The sequence below is a fragment of the Streptomyces kanasensis genome, from assembly GCF_043077165.1.
In the GTDB taxonomy this organism is placed as follows: Bacteria; Actinomycetota; Actinomycetes; order Streptomycetales; family Streptomycetaceae; genus Streptomyces; species Streptomyces changanensis.
In genome coordinates this window covers 35,151-53,613 of the sequence record NZ_JBIBSF010000012.1, presented here as the reverse complement: position 1 = coordinate 53,613, position 18,463 = coordinate 35,151, and the positions used below count along the sequence as shown (strand labels likewise).

The window sequence follows — 18,463 nt, the reverse complement described above, 5'->3', positions numbered from 1 at the left end:
GCATGAGCGACGCATTCACCACCCGAACGCTGCGGATCGCCACCGGACACCGCGAGGTCGTCCACGACCTGACGGAGGACTGCGCGTCCTTCCTGAACGAGGTCGCGGCCGGCCGGGACGGCCTGCTGAACGTCTTCGCGCCCCACGCCACGACCGGCGTGGCCGTCCTGGAGACGGGCTCCGGCAGCGACGACGACCTGCTGGCCACCCTGCACACCCTGCTGCCCGCGGACGACCGCTGGCAGCACCGCCACGGCAGCCCCGGCCACGGCCGCGACCACGTCCTGCCCGCCCTCGTCCCGCCCCACGCGACCCTCCCGGTGATCGACGGCCGCATGGCGCTGGGCACCTGGCAGTCGGTCTGCCTGGTGGACACCAACAAGGACAACCCGGACCGCCAGGTACGGCTGTCGTTCCTCGGGTAGCGGCGGGTATCGCGGGACCGTAGGCGGGATGTCCGGCCGGACCAAGCGGTTCAGCGTCGCTTCTCTTTCGCGGTGATCGCGACGCCGTGAACCAGCCAGGTCCCTCGGGTCCCGCCGGAGCGGGCGGCGCCCGGGGGTGAGTGAGGAGGTCCCGCGCACGCGCGCGGGACCCCGCCCCCCGGTGGTGGCCCGTGGCCCGGTCGCGGGGCGGCGGAGTCCCGGCCGCAGGAGTGGATGTCAGTAGCCGTAGATCATCCTGTAGGCGGCCTCCGGGAGGAACTGACCGGCCGAGGAGCCGGTGCCGACGCCGCAGTTGCCGTCGGACTCGCCGGGGGCCTTGATCCACAGCAGCATCTCGGCGCCGCCTCCCATCTGGGTGGGGGTGCCGATGCGGCGGCCCGCGGCGTTGCACCACTCGCCGTTGGAGCCGTTGCCGTTGCGGCTGGTGTCGACGACGAACGGCTTGGTGTAGCCGTAGCGGGCGGCGAGCGCGCTGTTGACGGCGTTGCCGTAGGCCGTGTTCTGGGCGGTGGTGTAGTAGTTCGAGACGTTGAGGGAGAAACCGCGGGCCTGGCGGAGGCCTGCCTCGTGGAGGCGCTGGGCCATCGTCGCCGCGCTCACCCAGCCGGGGTTGCCCGCGTCCAGGTAGACCCAGGTGTTGGGCGCCTGACGGTTGAACTCGGCGAGGGCGCCGCTGATCATGCCCTGACGTTCGCGGACCTGGGTCGGGTTCAGGCAGCCGTAGTCCGCGAGAGAGTCGGGTTCGAGGACGACGACGGCCGGGCGGTTGGCGATCCCGCCGGCGAACTGCGCGATCCAGGTCGCGTAGGCGGAGGGCGATGATGCCCCGCCTCCGGAGTGCCCGCCGCACGAGTCTCGGAGGTGGATGTTGTAGGCGACCAGGACGGGCAGCTTGTCCGCGTGGTCCGCCGCCCCGACGTACGCGCCCGTGGCGGTGCCTATGGTGCCGCTCCAGGCGCCGAACCAGCGGGCCGTGGGCGTGTTGGCCAGGGACGTGTGGATGGCGGGCGCCCGGCCGTCACCGGCGTTGGCGGCGACCCACTGCTTGGCGCTGGAGTTCGGGTCCACGTAGAAGCCGCTGGTCATGGTGGTGGGGTCCGCCGCGTGGGCGGGCGGCGCGACGGCGAGCGCCAGTGGCAGCGCGGCAAGGGCGGTGACGAGGGCGCGGACTGTGCGGCGCATGGCGGTTACCTCGGTTTCCTGACGGCGGATGCGTCGCGCGGTCTCGTCCCGAGCGGGCGACGCGGTGAGGACGTGCGGTGGTGCACCAGGTCAGGTGCGGGTCCAGCGCTGGTTGGCACCGTTCCAGCAGGAGTAGAGCTGGATCAGGGTGCCGTTGGTGGTGCCGTTGGCGGCGGCGTCGAGGCAGAGGCCGGACTGGACGCCGACGATGGAACCGTCGGAGTCGAGGCGCCACTTCTGGTTGTCACCGCCCCAGCAGCGGTAGATCTGCACCTTGGCTCCGTTGCCGGTGCCGGCGGCGTCCAGGCACTTGTCGCCGTAGACCCTGAGCTCGCCCGTGGCGGTGTGGGTCCACTGCTGGTTGGCGCCGTTGCCGCAGTCCCACAGCTGGAGCTGGATGCCGTCGGTCGTACTGCCTCCGGGCACGTCCAGGCACCGGCCCGAGGCGACTCCCCTGATCTGTCCGGAGCCGGGGGAGGGCGTCGGGGTGGGGGTGGGGGAGACGGCGTTGAGGGCGTTGAGGACGGACGTGTAAGCGGGCTTCTTGCTGCCGTCGCCGTTGAACAGCAGGGGCGAGTGCTGCGGTCGCCAGGAGTCGGTGTCGCGTACCCCCCAGACGGTGATGCCGAGGCAGCGCGGGACGGCCAGGCAGTCGTTGGTCACGTTGGCGTAGGTGGTGGGCGAGGCGCCCTGGATGTCGAGTTCCGTGATGGCCACGTCGACGCCGAGGGCGGCGAAGTTCTGGAGGGTGGTGCGGAAGTTGCTGTTGTAGGGGCTGTCGCTGTTGAAGTGCGACTGGAAGCCGACGCAGTCGATGGGCACGCCGCGCTGCTTGAAGTCCCGGACCATGGCGTACATGGCCTGGGTCTTGGCCCAGGTCCAGTTCTCGACGTTGTAGTCGTTGTAGCAGAGCTTGGCGGCCGGGTCGGCGGCGCGCGCGGCGCGGAAGGCGACCTCGATCCAGTCGTTGCCGGTGCGCTGCAGGTTGGAGTCGCGCCGGGCTCCCGAGGGGCCGTCGGCGAACGCCTCGTTCACGACGTCCCACTGGGCGATCTTGCCCTTGTAGTGGGCCATCACGCCGTTGATGTGGTTGACCATCGCCTGACGCAGGGCGCTGCCGCTGAGGTTCTGCATCCAGGCGGGCTGCTGGGAGTGCCAGGCCAGGGTGTGGCCGCGCACCTGCTTGCCGTGCTGCACCGCCCAGTTGTGGACGCGGTCGGCGGCGGTGAAGTCGAACCGGCCCTGCTGGGGTTCGGTGGCGTCGATCTTCATCTCGTTCTCGGCGGTCACGGAGTTGAACTCGCGGCTCGCGATCGTCGTGTACGTCGAGTCGTTGAGCCTTCCCGAGGCGATGGCGGTGCCGAAGTAGCGGCCGCTCTGGGCCGCCGCACGGCCGAGCGTGCTCTCGGCGGCCTCAGAGGCCGGCGGCGCCACCAGGACGGTGGCCGAACCGAGGACGCCGACGATCAGCGCCGCGCACACACCGCCGATCTTTCTGCGGAGAGTGGACGGCCGAACGAGGTGTGGGCGCATGACTGAGCCTCCAGGACGGAAATCACACGGAAGGATTCGAGCGCGGCACGAGGGCTTTTCTTCTCCGGTGTCCCGCGCCTACGGGAAAGGGGGTGTGTGCCGCGAGGACGTGACCATTCGAGACGGCACCGCGGGGGTGTGGGAGGAGAAGTGACACCACCTTGGAAATCAGTGTGAGAATACGACATGGGCATGTCAATGGTTTCGAAGGTGTTTCGAAGTCCTGCCTCTTCGAGGTGGCTCGGAAGGCAATTCCACGGGCGCCTTCCCCATCGAAATGTTTCGAGGAGGAAGGCGCCCGATCTGCGGCTGCCGTCGAGTCGCCCGCGTCTTTCCGGTCGGACGGGCGCAGGGATATCCGAGATGGGCGGAAGCTCTTCGCCGGTGTGCAACTGCTCGGCGCTTTCCTCCTGTGCGGCGGCCGGCATTCTCCGCGTACGGTCGACTGCCGCTGCCGCCGGTTCGCCGGCGGCATCACGCGGCGGGCGCCGCCCGCCGGCGCCTCTGCTGTCCCGCCGGTTCCCGCCGGTGCGGATACGTGATGTCGAACCATGTGAAACGGGCCCGATTGGTGGAGGGACGGCCGGCGGACGTGGCGTAGACGCCGAGCTGGACGCTGGTGAACAGCGGAGTGAGGAAGGTGGCTTCGACGGCGGCCAGGTCCTGCCAGGCGCCGTCGGGTGCCGCGTGGCGGAAGGAATGGCTGAAGCCGCGGATGCGGACTCCCAGACGAAGGGGGCCCGGGGGGACGGGAACGTCGGCCAGGACGTCAGGCCCGTGACGGAGGACGAGCCCTTCCGTGGTGCGAAGGAGGAGGAGGTGGGCGTCGTCGTCGAGGACCACGGCGAGGCCGGCCTGTTCGCCTGGTGCGGCGGGGGTGAAGTGCAGTTCGGTGGACACGTCGCAGTCGTGTTGCTCCTGGGGGCGGGCCAGGAGGGACGGGACGGTGCGTTCGCCGAGGCGTTCGGGGCGGAGCCGGAGGCGGAGCCCGTCACCGGTGGTCCAGAACGGCGCGCGTGGGGTGCGCAGGGTGCTCCAGTCGGCGGAGAGGGCGGCGAAGTCGTCGTGGAGACGGTGGCGGGGACTCGTGTGGCCGACCGGGGAGAAGACCGGCCAGCCGTCGCTCCAGGTGACCCGGCTGAGGAAGGTCTCGCGGCCGATGGCGGAGCCCGGGCGGACGCCCAGGAGGACGGCCCGCCAGTCGCCGTGCGGGGTCTGGACGAGGTCGGCGTGCCCGGTGCAGGTGACCGGGCCCGTGGCGGGAGGCAGCACCGGGTTGGCGGGGGCACCCTCGTACGGGCCGGTCACGTGGTCGGCGCGGGCGGCCACCACACGGTGGTCCACACCGGTGCCGCCCTCCGCGGTGAGCAGGAGGCAGGTGCCGTCGATCCGGTAGAGGTGCGGGGCCTCCGACCAACGGGCGGCCGGCCGGCTTCCCGACCACAGGACGTACTCGGGTCCCGTGAGCCGTCGCTCGCGGGGAAGGTACTCGCGCATCCAGATCTCGGTGCGGCCGGCGGCCTCGTCCAGGACGCGGGCGGCGGTGAACCAGGCACGGCCGTCGCCGTCCTTTGGCCCGTCGTCGAAGAACAACGAGGGGTCGAAGCCGTCGCCCTCCAGCCACTGCGGCTCCGACCACGGTCCCGCCGGGTCGGTCGCCGTGACGACGAAATGGCCGGGGCCGTCCATCAGCGTGCAGACGAGGTGGAAGACCCCGTCATGGTGCCTGATCGTCGGCGCGAACAGACCGCGTGAGGGCGCACACCCGTCGAGATCGAGCTGGGACGGCCGGTCGAGCGCGGAGCCGAGACGCCGCCAGTTCACGAGATCGCGGCTGTGGAACACGGGAAGGCCGGGGAACCATTCGAAGCTGGACGTCACCAGGTAGTAGTCCGCTCCCACCCGGCACACGGACGGGTCGGGCCGGAACCCGGGCAGCACGGGATCGCCGAACAGCGCGGTCACGGAACCGGGACCGTCTCGACCGGCACGGACAGCACCCGGTCGGCCGCCGGGTGGCGTACGGGACCGTGCAGGGTGAAGGAGCCCCGGAGCGGAAGGTCCCCGCTGGACCGCCCGACGGCCACGCCGATCTCCCCGGGCTCCACTCTTCTGCGCAGGTCGACCCCGGTGAAGGAGGTCCGGTCGGCGTGGACGGTGAAGGTGACCCGGGCGGCCGCGTCCGGCCGCAGCTCGACCCTGCAGAACCCGGCGAGCCACCGCTGCGGCCGGACGACGGACGCCTCGGGGTCCGAGAGGTACAGCTGGACCACCTCGGTCCCCGCCACCTCACCGACGTTGCGCACGGTGACCGCGACGCGGACGGATCCGTCCGTCGCGGCGACGGGATCCACCGCCAGCTCCGAGAGGTCGAAGCGGGTCCAGCTCAGCCCGTGTCCGAAGGGGAACAGCGGGGTCGGGTCCACCGAGCTCCAGTCGGTGTGCCCGCCGAGCCTGGAGTGCAGGTAGGTGCCGGGCTGGCCGCCGACCCGGCGGGGGACGGAGACGGGCAGCCGCCCGGACGGTTCCGCGGCCCCGCTGATGATCCGGGCCAGCGCCGTCCCGCCCTCCTCGCCGGGGAAGAAGGCCTGCACCACGGCGGACGCGCGCTCGGCCAGCGAGCCGAGCGCGTACGGCCGGCCGGAGACGAGGACCAGGACGGTCGGCACCCCGGAGTCCAGTACGGCGGAGGCGAGTGCGGCCTGGTCGCCGGGCAGGTCGAGGGTCTCGGCGTCGCAGCCCTCCCCGGAGCTGCCCCGGCCGAACATGCCGGCCCGGTCCCCGAGCACCAGCACGTGCACGTCCGGATCGTCCGCGGTGACCGTGAACCCGGCGGCGGTGAGCGCCTCGCCGAGCGTCGGGATCTCCAGCCCGAGGTCGCCGGGGAGCGCGACGTGGTTGGGGAAGGAGTAACAGCCGAGGAAGGACTGCGGGTCGTCGGCGTAGGGTCCGCTGACCGCGACCCGGCACGGCCGCAGCGGCAGGATGCCGTCGTTGGCGAGCAGCACGGTGGACCGCTCCGCCAGAAGCCTGGCCAGTGCCCGGTTCTCCGGCGGGTCGAGGTCGACCGGCTCGGGCTTGACGGGTTCCCAGTCGGGGTCGAGCAGGCCGAGCTCCGCCTTCTGGCGCAGCACCCGTTCCGCGGCGCGGTCGACGAGCGCCTCGGGTACGTCTCCCGACCGCACGAGCTTCGTCAGCGGCTCGCCGTAGCAGCGGGCCGTGGGCAGCTCGACGTCGATTCCGGCGGTCAGCGCCAGCGCGCCGGCCGCGCCGCGCGACCCGGTGACGCAGTGCCGGGTCTCCAGGAAGGAGACGGCGTAGTAGTCGGCGACGACCACCCCGCCGAAGCCGAGCTCACCCCTGAGCAGATCGGTCAGCAGTCGTTCGTCGGCGGCCACGGGGACGCCGTCCACGTCGGTGTAGCTGTTCATCACCGACCGGGCGCCCCCCTCCCGGAGCGCCCGTACGAAGGGCTCGACCAGGACGTCGGCGAACTCGCGCGGCCCCGAGGCGACCGGGGCCATGTTCCGGCCGCCGCGTGAGGCCGAGTACCCGGCGAAGTGCTTGAGCGTCGCCACGACCCCGGCGCCTTCCAAGCCCTGCACGTAGGCGGTGCCGATCGCTCCGACGAGGTAGGGGTCCTCGCCGATGCACTCCTCGGTCCTTCCCCACCGGTAGTCGCGGACCACGTCGAGGACCGGAGCCAGCCCCTGGTGGACGCCCACCCGCCGCATCCCCTCGCCGATGGCGGCGGCCATCTGCCGCACGAGCCCGGGATCGAAGGACGCACCCCAGGCCAGCGGCCCGGGGAAGACCGTGGCCCCGAACGTCATGAACCCGGTCAGGCACTCCTCGTGAGCGACCGCCGGGATCCCGAACCGGCCGGCCCCGGTCACCTGCCGCTGGAGCGAGGCGAGCCGTTCCATCCCGGCTTCCGCGGCGATCGGGGCGGTTCCGTACACCCGGGTGAGCTGGCCGAGCCCGTGGGCGACGATGTCGTCGAGGCCGGGCGCGGACTCGCCGGAGTCGTCCTCCATCGGCGCGACAGGTGCTCCCGGATCGGAGGGCAGCGCCCAGTAGCCGGTGAGTTGCCCCGCCTTCTCCTCCAGCGTCATGCGTCTCAGCAGGTCGGCGGCTCGTACGGACGCGGGCAGGCGGGGGTCACGCCAGGGCTCGGTCAAGGGGGTCTCCTAGCGACGAGGCGGGGCGGTGGAGAGCCGGACCTTCAGCTCGGTCGAGAGTTCCATCCGGGGGCTGACCAGGGGCTGCCGTTCCAGGAGCTGGAAGAGCGTGCGGGCGGCGAGCCGGCCCATCTCCTCCAGCGGCTGACGCACCGTCGTCAGCGGAGGAGACAGCCACTCGCACATCGGCAGGTCGTCGAAGCCGACCACGCTGAGGTCCTGCGGGATGCTCAAGCCGCGCTGCCGGGCGGCCTCGTACACGCCCATCGACTGCTGGTCGCTGCCGGCGAAGATGGCGGTCGGCGGCTCGGGCAGGTCGAGCAGTTCCCGGGCGCGCCGGAACCCGCCCTCGTGCTGGAAGTCGCCGAACCGGATCAGGTCGCGGTCCACCTCGATCCCGGCCCGCTCCAGCGCGGCCCGGTACCCGTCGATGCGGGCCTGGCTGCAGAGCATGTCCCTGCGCCCGCCGATCGCGGCGATCCGGCGGTGGCCCATCTCCAGCAGGTGCTCCGTGGCGGCGAGACCGCCCGCCCAGTTGGTCGCGCCGATGCTCGGCACGCCGTTGCCCGGCAGGTCGATCGGGTCGATGACGACCAGCGCCACCCCGGCCCGTTCGACCTGGGCGCGCTGGGCCTGGGTGACCGAGGCGGTGACGAGGATGACGCCGTCGCTGTGGTGCAGGACCGGCAGCGCGGCCCAGCTCGACGGGGTGGCCTCGCCCGGCGGGACGAGCGACACGACGGTGCCGACGCTCCGCTGGGCGCACTCGGCCTCGACACCACGCAGTATCTCCACCGCCCAGGCGCTGTCCAGACCGCCGATGATCAGGTCGACCAGGCCCGACCTGCGGGCCCTGCCCTGCCGGCCGGGCGGGAGGTAGTTGTGGGATCGCAGCAGGGTCTCGATCCGTTCGCGTGTCGAGGACGCGACATCGGAGCGGCCGTTGATCACCTTGGACACGGTGGCCTGGGAGACCCCCGCCTCCGCGGCGATGACGGCCAGGGTCGGACGCTGCTCGCTCACCTTGTCTCCTCTGCGTGGACGCCCGGGGTCGGCGACAGATAACGCAAACTTTTCGACGAGTCTCCGGTCGCCGTGGCCGACCTGTCAAGCAGAAGAGCAGCTGTTTGCAAGGGAATTCGGTGACAGGTCTTGACCGTGAAGCCCCGCGTTCCTAGTTTGTGGCAGCACGGAATTCGAGAGTGTTTCGAAATATTTTCGACGATCGGCCTTACCCCACCTCGGAGGTCCCATGGCCAGCTCTCCCCCGAGTCGACGACGCTTCCTGGCGCTCTCGGGCCTCACCGCACTGTCCGTCCCGCTGGCTGCGGCCTGCGGCGGTGGAGACTCCGGCGACCAGCCGTCGGCCGACGGCAAGGTGACCTTCGCGTGGTGGAACATCGCCACGACGGAGCCGGGCAGGTCCCTCTTCCCGCAGATCTCCTCGGCGTTCACGGCCGCCCACCCGAACGTCAGGATCGAGACGACCTCGTTGGAGAACGAGGCGTTCAAGGCCAAGCTGACCGCCACGACCTCTTCCGGCAGGCTCCCCGACGTCTTCCAGACCTGGGGCGGCGGCGTGCTGCGGCAGCAGGTCGACGCGGGGCTGGTCGAGGACATCACCGACGCGTTCGACTGGTCGTCCGACCTCACCCCGGTGTCGCTGCAGGCCTACCGGATCGAGGGCCGTACCTACGCGGTGCCCTACGACATCGGCATGGTCGGCTTCTGGTACAACAAGAAGCTCTTCGCCAGGGCCGGTATCACCGCGCCGCCGGCCACCTGGTCGGAACTCCTGGCAGACGTCGCCAGGTTGAAGTCCGTCGGCGTCACTCCGATCGCCCTCGCCGGCAAGGAGAAGTGGCCGGGCCACTACTACTGGGCCTACCTCGCGATGCGGGTCGCGGGCCTCCCGGCGCTGCAGCGGGCCGCGACCACCGGGGACTTCACCGGCGCGGGCTTCGTCCAGGCCGGTACCCACCTCAAGGAGCTGGTCGACCTCCGGCCGTTCCAGGCGGCCTTCCTCGGCGCCGGCTACGCCACCCCGGGCGGCCAGGCCGCGACCGTGGGCAACGGCAAGGCCGCCATGGAGCTGATGGGGCAGTGGGCGCCGTCGGTGCAGAAGGACGCCGGCGCCGACCTCGGAGCGGACCTGGGCTTCTTCCCCTTCCCGACGGTCGACGGCGGAGCCGGCCGGGCCACCGAGGTGTTCGGCGGCGGTGGCGGCTTCGCGCTGCGCAAGGGCGCCCCGAAGGAGGCGCTGGACTTCCTGAAGTTCCTCGTCCTGGAGAACCAGTCCAAGCTGCTGGCCTCCAACGGCTACCTGCCGGTGGTCAAGGGCGCGGAGCGCCGGCTCACCGACGCCAACAAGAGGGTGGTGGCCGACAGCCTGGTCAAGGCGACGGGCTTCCAGCTCTTCCTCGACCAGGCCTACCCGCCGGCGGTCGGCCAGGAGGTCAACGACAGTGTCGCCGACCTCATCGCGGGCAGGAAGACGCCCGAGCAGGTCACCCGGTCGATCACCGAGGCTGCGAAGGGTGCGTAGTCCCGTGGTCACCCCGACCGAGGACCCGTCCGAGGTCCCGGCCCAGCGCTCGGCCGGGGAGTGGACGGAGGACGCCGTCCCCGTGCACCCGCCCGCCCCGTCCCGGTCGCTCCCGCGCGCGCTGGGAAGCTGGGCGTCGACCGCCTGGTTCCTCGTCCCGGCCCTGGCCCTCTTCCTCGTCTTCGTCCTCGCCCCGATCGCCGTCGCCGTCCACACCAGCTTTTTCACATGGGGCGGCATCGGCCCCATGGACGACTTCGTCGGCCTGGCGAACTACACCAGGCTCTTCGGCGACGAGGTCTTCCTCGGCGACCTGGGGCGCGGGCTGTACCTGATCGTCCTGTCGATCACGGTCCAGCTGCCGTTCGCCCTGTTCACCGCGGTGCTGCTCAACCAGAGGCTGCGTGGCCGCGCCGTCTACCGGATGCTGTTCTTCGCCCCGTACATCCTGTCCGAGGTGGTCACGGCGGTCCTCTTCACGATGATCTTCCTGCCCGGCGCCGGCATGGCCGATCACCTCGTCGGCCTCCTCGGCCTGGAGGGGCTGCAGGGCACGTGGCTCGCCGACCCCTCGACGGTCATGCCGACCCTCTTCGTGGTCATGGTCTGGAAGTACTTCGGCTTCCACATGATGCTCTTCCTCGCCGGGCTGCAGGGCGTCCCGGCCGAAATCCTCGAGGCGGCCTCCATCGACGGTGCCGGCGCCTGGCAGCGCTTCCGTCACGTGACGCTGCCGCTGCTCGGCCCGACGATCCGGATCAGCGTCTTCCTTTCGGTCATCGGGTCCATCCAGCTCTTCGACCTCGTCTGGGTCATGACCGCGGGCGGACCCAACCACTCCTCCGAGACGATGGCGATCTCGATGTTCCAGTTCGGGTTCAAGCGCTACCAGGTCGGCTACGCCAGCGCGATCAGCGTGGTGCTGTTCATGATCAGCCTGGTCTTCTCCCTCCTCTACCAGCGTTACGTGCTCCGCCGTGACCTGAGCGGGGCCGTCACCACGGGAGGTGGCCGATGAACGCCCGCAGGGCGGCACGCGGCCTGTCGTCGCACGCCGCGGTATGGCTGATCGCCGCGTTCTTCGTGGTGCCGCTGGTCTACGCGGTGATCTCCGGCTTCAAGAGCACCGCCGAGCTGTCGACCGACCCGTTCGGCCTGCCGGAGCACTGGAAGACCGGCAACTACACCGGCATTCTCGGCGACGGAATGTTCTGGCAGCAGATCGCCAACAGCGCGGGCATCGCGATCGGCACGACGTGCTGCACGGTGGCGGCCTCCGCGATGGCGGCGTTCGTGCTGGCCCGGTACGCCTTCCGCGGCAGGGAGCTGTTCTACACGCTGTTCACGATCGGGCTGATGTTCCCGTTCGCGGTGGCCGTCCTGCCGCTGTTCCTGCTGCTGCGCGAGGTCGACCTGCTCGACAACCCGCTCGGAGTCATCCTCCCGCAGGCCGCCTTCGGGCTCCCCATGACGATCATCATTCTGCGTGGGTTCTTCCGGACCATCCCGGCGGAGATCGAGGAGGCAGCCGTCATGGACGGCTGCGGCAAGTTCCGCTTTTTCTGGAGGATCCTGCTGCCGATGGCGCGGCCGGCACTCGGCACGGTCTCGGTGCTGGCGATCGTCGCGAGCTGGAACAACTTCCTCCTGCCGCTGCTGGTGTTCAACGATCCGAAGTGGCAGACGATCCCCGTCGGCGTCCAGCAGTTCCAGGGCCAGTACTCGACCGACTACGCGCTCGTCCTCGCCTACGTCGTGCTCGCCATGGTCCCCGCCCTCGCCTTCTACGCCGTCGCCGAGCGCCAGTTGATCGGTGGCCTCACCGCGGGCGCCACCAAGGGCTGACCCGCCCCGCGTCACCTCCACCCCCGAGGAGACCCCCGTGAAACGTCTGACCGCGCTGTCAGCCGTCCTGATGCTGGCACTCACCTCGCAGGCCGCCGCCGACCCCGCGCGACCTGCCGACCCCGCGCGACCCGCAGACCCGGCGCGACCCGCCGTCGACTTCCACGCCGCACTCCAGCCCATCGACGGATTCGGCTTCTCGATGGCCTTCCAGCGGGCCGACCTGCTGTACGGCGCGCGCGGCCTCGGCCCGGCGAAGCAGCGCGAGGTCCTCGACCTGCTGCTCAGCAAGGACAAGGGCGCGGGCCTCTCGATCCTGCGTCTGGGCATCGGGTCGTCGACCGACCGGGTCTACGACCACATGCCGACGATCCTGCCGACCGATCCCGGCGGGCCGCACGCCACGCCTACGTACGTCTGGGACGGCTGGGACGCCGGCCAGGTCCGGCTCGCCAAGGAGGCCAAGGCGTACGGCGTCAGACGGTTCTTCGCCGACGCCTGGAGCGCCCCGGCCTTCATGAAGAGCAACGGCAGCGAGAACGACGGCGGGGAACTCCTGCCCGCGTGGCGTCAGGCCTACGCGAACTACCTCGTCCAGTACGCGAGGTTCTACCAGCGGGAAGGCATCAGGATCACCGACCTGGGGTTCACCAACGAACCCGACTGGACGGCGACCTACGCCTCGATGCGCTTCACCCCGCAGCAGGCCGTCGACTTCCTCAAGGTGCTCGGGCCGACCGTCCGCGCGTCCGGACTGAAGACGGAGCTGGTCTGCTGCGACGCCGCGGGCTGGGACCGCCAGGTCGCCTACACCGAGGCCATCGAGGCGGACCCCGCGGCCGACAGGGCCGTGCGGACCGTCACCGGCCACCGCTACAGCGGTCCCACCTCGGTCCCGCAGCCGACCGACAAGCGCGTGTGGATGTCGGAGTGGTCGCCGGACGGCGCCACCTGGAACGAGAGCTGGGACGACGGCAGCGGCTACGACGGCTTCACCGTCGCGGCCGACATCCACCACACCCTGACCGTCGGCAACGCCAACGCCTACGTCTACTGGGTCGGCGCCTCCCTCGGCGCGACCCGAGGTCTGATCCGGCTCGCCGACCCCGGTGACGACTACCGGGTGTCCAAGCGGTACTGGGCACTGGCCGCCTTCAGCCGCTTCATCCGCCCCGGTGCCGTCCGCGTGCCGGTCACGAACACCGACCCCGCACTGCGGATGACGGCCTTCCGCAACACCGACGGCAGCCGCGTGATCCAGATCCTCAACACCGCGACCACCGAACGCCCCGCCGAGTTCGCCCTTCGCGGCGGGAGGGACCGGCACCCCGACGGCTACGTCACCGACGAGACCCGCTCGATCACCCCGGCCGACATCGTCTCCACGCACGGCACGACCCTCACGGCCACACTCGCCCCGCGCGCGCTGACCACGATCGTCCTCGACTGAACCGCCCGGCACCCGAGGAGTCATCCATGTCCCTGTCCCGGCACCTCATCGCCCTGTCCACCACCCTCTGCCTCGCGGCCGGCCTCGCCGCCGCTCCCGCCACGGCCGAGCCCCGTCCGAGGACACTGGGCGAGCTGGCCGAGAAGCACCACAAGTACTTCGGCTCGGCCACCGACAACCCCGAGTTCACCGACGCCGCCTATCTGAGGCTCCTCGGCAGCGAGTTCGGGCAGACCACCCCCGGCAACGCCATGAAGTGGTACGCCACCGAGCCCGAGCGCGGCGTCTTCGACTTCACCGCCGGCGACGAGGTCGTGGCCTTCGCCAAGGCGCACCGCCAGAAGGTCCGCGGCCACACCCTCGTCTGGCACAGCCAGCTCCCCGCCTGGCTCACCGAACGCAGCTGGACCGCCGGAGAGCTGCGCGCCGTCCTCAAGAACCACATCCAGACGGTGGTCCGGCACTACAAGGGCCAGGTGATCCACTGGGACGTCGTCAACGAGGCGTTCAACGAGGACGGAACCTACCGCGAGTCCCTCTTCCACAAGACGCTCGGCCCCGGTTACATCGCCGACGCCCTGCGCTGGGCCCACGAGGCCGACCGGCACGCCAAGCTGTACCTCAACGACTACAACGTCGACGGAATCGGCCCCAAGAGCGACGCCTACCACGCCCTGATCAAGCAGCTGAAGGCCGACGGCGTCCCGGTGGAGGGCTTCGGCATCCAGGGCCACCTGGCGCTCCAGTACGGCTTCCCCGCCGACGTCCGGCAGAACATGCAGCGCTTCGCCGACCTCGGGGTCGAGGTCGCGGTCACCGAGCTCGACATCCGGATGCGCCTCCCGGCGACCCCTTCGATGCTCGCAACCCAGGCCACCTGGTACGCCGACTACGTCAAAGCCTGCCTGGCGGTCAGGAAATGCGTCGGCGTCACCCTCTGGGACTACACGGACAAGTACTCGTGGATCCCCTCCGTCTTCCCCGGCGAGGGCGCCGCGCTGCCCTACGACGAGAACCTGGTGCCCAAGCCCGCCTACCACGCGATCCGGAAGGTGCTGGGCGGATGATCAGGACGGCGATCGTCGGGACGGGTGGGATCGCCGGCATCTGCCACGTCCCCGCCCTCCGGGCGCAGGCGCACCGGGCCGTGATCGTGGCAGCCGTCGACGTGGACGCCGCGCGCGCCGAGGCGTTCGCGGCCGAACACGGCATCCCCGCCGTCCACACCGACCTGGACACGATGCTCCGTGAGCAGCGGCCGGACCTCGTGCACCTGTGCACCCCTCCGTACCTGCACGCCGACCAGGCCGTGGCGTGTCTGGAGGCGGGGGCCTGGGTGTGGTGCGAGAAGCCGGTGGCGCTGTCGCTGGCCGAGCTGGACCGGATCCACGCGGCCGAGGGGCCCGCCTTCGCGGGCGCGGTGTTCCAGCACCGGTACGGCACGGGGGCCCGGTACCTGCGCGACCGGATCGCGGCCGGGACGCTGGGCCGTCCGCTGGTCGCGCAGTGCGTCACGGCGTGGTACCGCGACGACGCCTACTACGAGGTGCCGTGGCGCGGCACCTGGGAGAGCGAGGGCGGTGGCCCGACGCTGGGCCACGGCATCCACCAGATGGACCTGATGCTCGCGGTGCTCGGCGCATGGGCCGAGGTGCGCGCGATGGCCGGCCGCCTGGAGCGCGACGTGCGGACCGAGGACGTGTCCGCGGCCCTGGTCCGCTTCGAGAGCGGAGCCATCGCGACGGTGCTCAACAGCGTCCTGTCGCCACGCGAGGAGAGCTACCTGAGGTTCGACCTCGCCGACGCCACGGTCGAACTGCGCCACCTCTACGGCTACTCCAACGCGGACTGGACGTTCACCGCCAGGACGCCCCGCGCGACGTGGGACCCTCCGGACGACCTGCCCAGCTCGCACACCGCCCAGCTCGCGGCCTTCCTCGACGGCTACGAGGCCGGGACCCGGCCCGACCTCGGCAGGCCCACCATGGAACTGGTCACCGCCCTGTACAAGGCCGCGATCACCGGCCGGCCGGTCCGGCGCGGGGAGATCGACGCGGCCGACCCGTTCCACGCGTCGCTCAACGGCGGCCGGCCGGAGGTCTTCCGGTGACGCTCGAACTCCTGGAGCACGAGGACGCGCTGACCGTCCGGGCTCACGGGGCCGACCTCTTGCGCTATGTGCACCGGCCGGTCATGGACCCCTTCGAGGCGCCGAAGCCCTATCTGCATCCGGTGCGCACGCTCGCCGGCGACGTGGTCACCGGATACCGGCCGCACGACCACCGCTGGCACAAGGGCATCCAGTTCACGGCGTCATGGGTGTCAGGACAGAACTTCTGGGGCGGCGGCACCTACCTGCGCGGGCGGGGTTACGTCGACCTGCCGAACCTCGGCACGATGCGCAGCCTCGCGCTGTCCGCCGAAACGGACCACGGCCGCGCCCTGATCACCGAGGACCTGGCCTGGCACACCATGGCGGGGGAGCACTGGATCGACGAGCGCCGCACGCTGACCGCATGCGACGTCGAGGCCGACTCCTGGACCCTGGACGTCACGGTCGCGCTCACCAACGTCCGCGCCACCGCTCTGACGTTCGGCAGCCCCGGCACCCAGGGCAGGGAGCTCGCCGGCTACTCCGGTCTGTTCTGGCGCGGCCCGCGCGCCTTCACCGGTGGCGAGGTGATCGGCCCCGGGATGGGCGAGCAGGGGGACTGGCTCGCCTTCGTCGGCACACACGACGAGGTCGACCGCTCCTCCACGCTGCTGTTCCAGGACGATCCGGACGCCCCCTGTCGATGGTTCGTCCGCAGTGAGCCCATCCCCGCCGTCAACCCGTCCCTGGCGTTCGACGAGGAACTGCCGCTGGCCCCGGGAGACACCCTGTCGCGCCGCTACCGAATCGTCGTGGCCGACGGCGCGTGGACCTTCGGGCGCCTGACCCGCCACATCGCGGACCACCCGTGGTGACCGGGCTCCCCGGCGGCGTGGGGATCTCCGGGCTGACCGTGTACGACTGGGAGGCCGTCGACGGGCTGTGCGGCGGCACCCCCCACATGCACCTCGTCTGCTCCGAGGCGTACGTCGTCATCGGCGGCACCGGCAGCGTCCAGACCCTCACCACCGCCGGTTTCGCCGACACGCCGCTGCGCCCCGGCGACGTCGTCTGGTTCACCCCGGGAACGATCCACCGTCTCGTCAACGGCGGCGGCCTGCGCCTCGTGGTGCTCATGCAGAACAGCGGGCTCCCCGAAGCGGGCGACGCCGTCTTCACCTTCCCCGCGCCCGTGCTGGCCGATCCCGACGCCTACCGGGCGGCGGCCGTCCTGACCGGCGACGGGGCCGCGGCGGCGCGCCACCGCCGCGACCTGGCACTCGAAGGCTTCCTGACCCTGCGCGACGGGGGCGACGGCGGGCTGCGGGAGTTCCACAGCGCGGCCCGACGCCTGAAGCGCGAGCTGCTGGACGCCTGGTGGATCCGCTGGCGCGACGGCCCGCTGGCGGCGACCCTCGCGACCGGCTGCCAACTGGCAGCGCTGGAGGCCGGCGACCTCTCCCACCTCGAACACGGCGAAGTGTCGCGGCTGGAGCGCCCGGAGGAACCGCTCTTCGGCATGTGCGGCCTTCTCCGCCCCTATCCCGTCCCCGTCCCCGTCCCCGTCCCCGTCCCCGGGACGCGGCCGCCGCGCGGTTCGACGACGTCACCCCACCGCCTCACCCCGAAGGAGTCCCCCTGATGAGACATCGCCGCCCACCCCTGGTCCTCGGTCTCGTCCTCACGGTCCTGTCGTCCCTGCTGCTCGGGGCCACTCTCCTCAGTGCCCCGCCCGCCGCCGCGGCGACCGTCGACACCGACGCCTGGTACGTGCTGGTCAACCGCAACAGCGGCAAGGCCCTGGACGTCCACAACCTGGCGACCGGTGACGGCGCCCGGATCACCCAGTGGACCAGGAACGACCAGAACCAGCAGCAGTGGCGGTTCGTCGCCTCCGGTGACGGCTACTACCGCATCGCGTCCCGCCACTCCGGCAAGGTCCTGGACGTCCACAACCTCTCCACTGCCAACGGCGGTCCCGTCGTCCAGTGGACCGACCTGAACGGCACCAACCAGCAGTGGCGGCTCGCCGACAGCGCGGACGGCCACGTGCGGCTCATCGCCCGCCACAGCGGCAAGGCCCTCGAAGTGCAGGGCGCCTCCACCGCCGACGGCGCGAACATCGTCCAGTACGACGACTGGGGCGGCGCCAACCAGCAGTGGCAGCTCGTCAGGGTCGCCGGTGGCACACCCGGCGCCTGTGCCCTTCCCTCGACGTACCGCTGGTCCTCGACGGGTGCGCTGGCGCAGCCCAAGGCGGGATGGGCCTCGCTCAAGGACTTCACCGTCGCCCCCTACAACGGCAAGCACCTCGTCTACGCGACGACGCACGGCGCCGCGGGGACGGGAGCGGGCTGGGGCTCGATGAACTTCACCCCGTTCACCACCTGGTCGGAGATGGCCTCGGCCGGCCAGAACGCGATGTCGCGCTCCGCCGTCGCGCCCACGCTCTTCCACTTCGCGCCGAAGAACCTATGGGTGCTCGCCTACCAGTGGGGCAGGACGGCCTTCTCCTACCGGACGTCGACCGATCCCACCAACCCGAACGGCTGGTCGGCGGAGCAGGAGCTCTTCTCCGGAACCATCGCGGACTCGGGAACGGGCCCCATCGACCAGACGCTCATCGGTGACGGCACGAACATGTACCTGTTCTTCGCCGGCGACAACGGCAAGATCTACCGGGCCGGCATGCCGATCGGGAACTTCCCCGGCAGTTTCGGCACGACCTCGACGGTGGTCATGAGCGACACGACGAACAACCTGTTCGAAGCCCCGCAGGTCTACAAGCTCCAGGGCCAGGACCGCTACCTCATGATCGTCGAGGCGATCGGTTCGCGGGGCCGGTACTTCCGCTCGTTCACGGCCACCAGCCTGAACGGTTCCTGGACACCCCAGGCCGCTACCGAGAGCAACCCCTTCGCCGGCAAGGCCAACAGCGGCGCCACCTGGACCGACGACATCAGCCACGGCGAGCTGATCCGCACCGGCGCCGACCAGACCTTCACGGTCGATCCCTGCAACCTGAGGTTCCTCTACCAGGGACGCGATCCCCGCTCCGGCGGCGACTACGGCCAGTGGCCCTACCGGCCCGGTCTGCTGACGCTGCAGCGCTGACGAGTGGCCCCGCTCCGGCTCCGGTGCGGAGCCGGAGCGGCGGGCTCGGCGGACGCCCGGCCCCGCCACGGCCCG

The 18,463-nt window shown here is 71.1% G+C and carries 15 protein-coding genes; 10 read left to right on the top strand and 5 right to left on the bottom strand.

Annotation, left to right across the window (positions count from 1 at the left end; all coding sequences use genetic code 11):
- Positions 1-2: 2 nt before the first annotated feature.
- The gene (locus tag ACF053_RS26430; RefSeq protein ID WP_391956281.1) at positions 3-425 is read left to right on the top strand and encodes a secondary thiamine-phosphate synthase enzyme YjbQ; all 423 of its coding nucleotides are present in this window, start codon (positions 3-5) and stop codon (positions 423-425) included.
- 237 nt (positions 426-662) lie between these two features.
- Here the strand turns inward: ACF053_RS26430 and ACF053_RS26425 are convergent, their stop codons facing one another.
- The 5 genes from ACF053_RS26425 to ACF053_RS26405 form a co-directional block, all read right to left on the bottom strand.
- Positions 663-1,628, bottom strand: coding sequence for a glycoside hydrolase family 6 protein (locus ACF053_RS26425; RefSeq protein WP_391956280.1), 966 nt, complete (start codon positions 1,626-1,628; stop codon positions 663-665).
- Between the two features lie 90 nt (positions 1,629-1,718).
- Complete coding sequence (locus ACF053_RS26420) at positions 1,719-3,161, bottom strand: endo-1,4-beta-xylanase (RefSeq protein ID WP_391956279.1); 1,443 nt, start codon at positions 3,159-3,161, stop codon at positions 1,719-1,721.
- A 474-nt stretch (positions 3,162-3,635) separates the two neighbouring features.
- Positions 3,636-5,126 carry a glycoside hydrolase family 43 protein gene (locus ACF053_RS26415; RefSeq protein ID WP_391956278.1) on the bottom strand — a complete coding sequence of 497 codons (1,491 nt, stop codon included), beginning with the start codon at positions 5,124-5,126 and terminating at the stop codon, positions 3,636-3,638.
- A complete protein-coding gene (locus ACF053_RS26410) occupies positions 5,123-7,342 on the bottom strand; it encodes a beta-glucosidase (RefSeq protein ID WP_391956277.1) in 2,220 nt (739 codons plus the stop codon). The genes ACF053_RS26415 and ACF053_RS26410 overlap by 4 nt, the downstream gene beginning before the upstream one ends.
- Positions 7,343-7,351: 9 nt before the next feature.
- The gene (locus ACF053_RS26405; RefSeq protein WP_391956276.1) at positions 7,352-8,365 is read right to left on the bottom strand and encodes a LacI family DNA-binding transcriptional regulator; all 1,014 of its coding nucleotides are present in this window, start codon (positions 8,363-8,365) and stop codon (positions 7,352-7,354) included.
- A gap of 229 nt (positions 8,366-8,594) precedes the next feature.
- Between ACF053_RS26405 and ACF053_RS26400 the strand changes: the two genes are divergently transcribed.
- The 9 genes from ACF053_RS26400 to ACF053_RS26360 all read left to right on the top strand — a co-directional run bounded on the left by ACF053_RS26400 (position 8,595) and on the right by ACF053_RS26360 (position 18,388).
- Entirely contained in the window at positions 8,595-9,887 is a 1,293-nt protein-coding gene (locus ACF053_RS26400; protein WP_391956275.1) for an extracellular solute-binding protein, read from the top strand.
- 82 nt (positions 9,888-9,969) lie between these two features.
- Complete coding sequence (locus ACF053_RS26395) at positions 9,970-10,905, top strand: carbohydrate ABC transporter permease (protein WP_391956391.1); 936 nt, start codon at positions 9,970-9,972, stop codon at positions 10,903-10,905.
- Positions 10,902-11,732, top strand: coding sequence for a carbohydrate ABC transporter permease (locus ACF053_RS26390; RefSeq protein ID WP_391956274.1), 831 nt, complete (start codon positions 10,902-10,904; stop codon positions 11,730-11,732). Before ACF053_RS26395 ends, ACF053_RS26390 begins: the two co-directional genes overlap by 4 nt.
- Positions 11,733-11,769: 37 nt before the next feature.
- A complete protein-coding gene (locus ACF053_RS26385; RefSeq protein ID WP_391956273.1) occupies positions 11,770-13,182 on the top strand; it encodes a glycoside hydrolase family 30 protein in 1,413 nt (470 codons plus the stop codon).
- A 26-nt stretch (positions 13,183-13,208) separates the two neighbouring features.
- Positions 13,209-14,249 (top strand): endo-1,4-beta-xylanase, encoded by a 1,041-nt coding sequence (locus ACF053_RS26380; RefSeq protein ID WP_391956272.1) that lies wholly within the window; start codon positions 13,209-13,211, stop codon positions 14,247-14,249.
- Entirely contained in the window at positions 14,246-15,292 is a 1,047-nt protein-coding gene (locus ACF053_RS26375) for a Gfo/Idh/MocA family protein (protein WP_391956271.1), read from the top strand. The genes ACF053_RS26380 and ACF053_RS26375 overlap by 4 nt, the downstream gene beginning before the upstream one ends.
- Positions 15,289-16,149, top strand: a complete 861-nt coding sequence (locus ACF053_RS26370) for a DUF6807 domain-containing protein (RefSeq protein WP_391956270.1) — start codon at positions 15,289-15,291, stop codon at positions 16,147-16,149. Before ACF053_RS26375 ends, ACF053_RS26370 begins: the two co-directional genes overlap by 4 nt.
- Entirely contained in the window at positions 16,146-16,916 is a 771-nt protein-coding gene (locus ACF053_RS26365) for a cupin domain-containing protein (RefSeq protein ID WP_391956269.1), read from the top strand. Before ACF053_RS26370 ends, ACF053_RS26365 begins: the two co-directional genes overlap by 4 nt.
- The gene (locus tag ACF053_RS26360; RefSeq protein ID WP_391956268.1) at positions 16,916-18,388 is read left to right on the top strand and encodes a non-reducing end alpha-L-arabinofuranosidase family hydrolase; all 1,473 of its coding nucleotides are present in this window, start codon (positions 16,916-16,918) and stop codon (positions 18,386-18,388) included. Before ACF053_RS26365 ends, ACF053_RS26360 begins: the two co-directional genes overlap by 1 nt.
- Positions 18,389-18,463 lie beyond the last annotated feature (75 nt).

Bases quoted from the DNA above. Each gene is read 5' to 3' on its own strand.
- ACF053_RS26375 (WP_391956271.1), top strand. From the start codon at position 14,246: ATGATCAGGACGGCGATCGTCGGGACGGGTGGGATCGCCGGCATCTGC.
- ACF053_RS26390 (WP_391956274.1), top strand. From the start codon at position 10,902: ATGAACGCCCGCAGGGCGGCACGCGGCCTGTCGTCGCACGCCGCGGTA.
- ACF053_RS26380 (WP_391956272.1), top strand. From the start codon at position 13,209: ATGTCCCTGTCCCGGCACCTCATCGCCCTGTCCACCACCCTCTGCCTC.
- ACF053_RS26420 (WP_391956279.1), bottom strand. From the start codon at position 3,161: ATGCGCCCACACCTCGTTCGGCCGTCCACTCTCCGCAGAAAGATCGGC.
- ACF053_RS26400 (WP_391956275.1), top strand. From the start codon at position 8,595: ATGGCCAGCTCTCCCCCGAGTCGACGACGCTTCCTGGCGCTCTCGGGC.
- ACF053_RS26430 (WP_391956281.1), top strand. From the start codon at position 3: ATGAGCGACGCATTCACCACCCGAACGCTGCGGATCGCCACCGGACAC.
- ACF053_RS26360 (WP_391956268.1), top strand. From the start codon at position 16,916: ATGAGACATCGCCGCCCACCCCTGGTCCTCGGTCTCGTCCTCACGGTC.
- ACF053_RS26425 (WP_391956280.1), bottom strand. From the start codon at position 1,628: ATGCGCCGCACAGTCCGCGCCCTCGTCACCGCCCTTGCCGCGCTGCCA.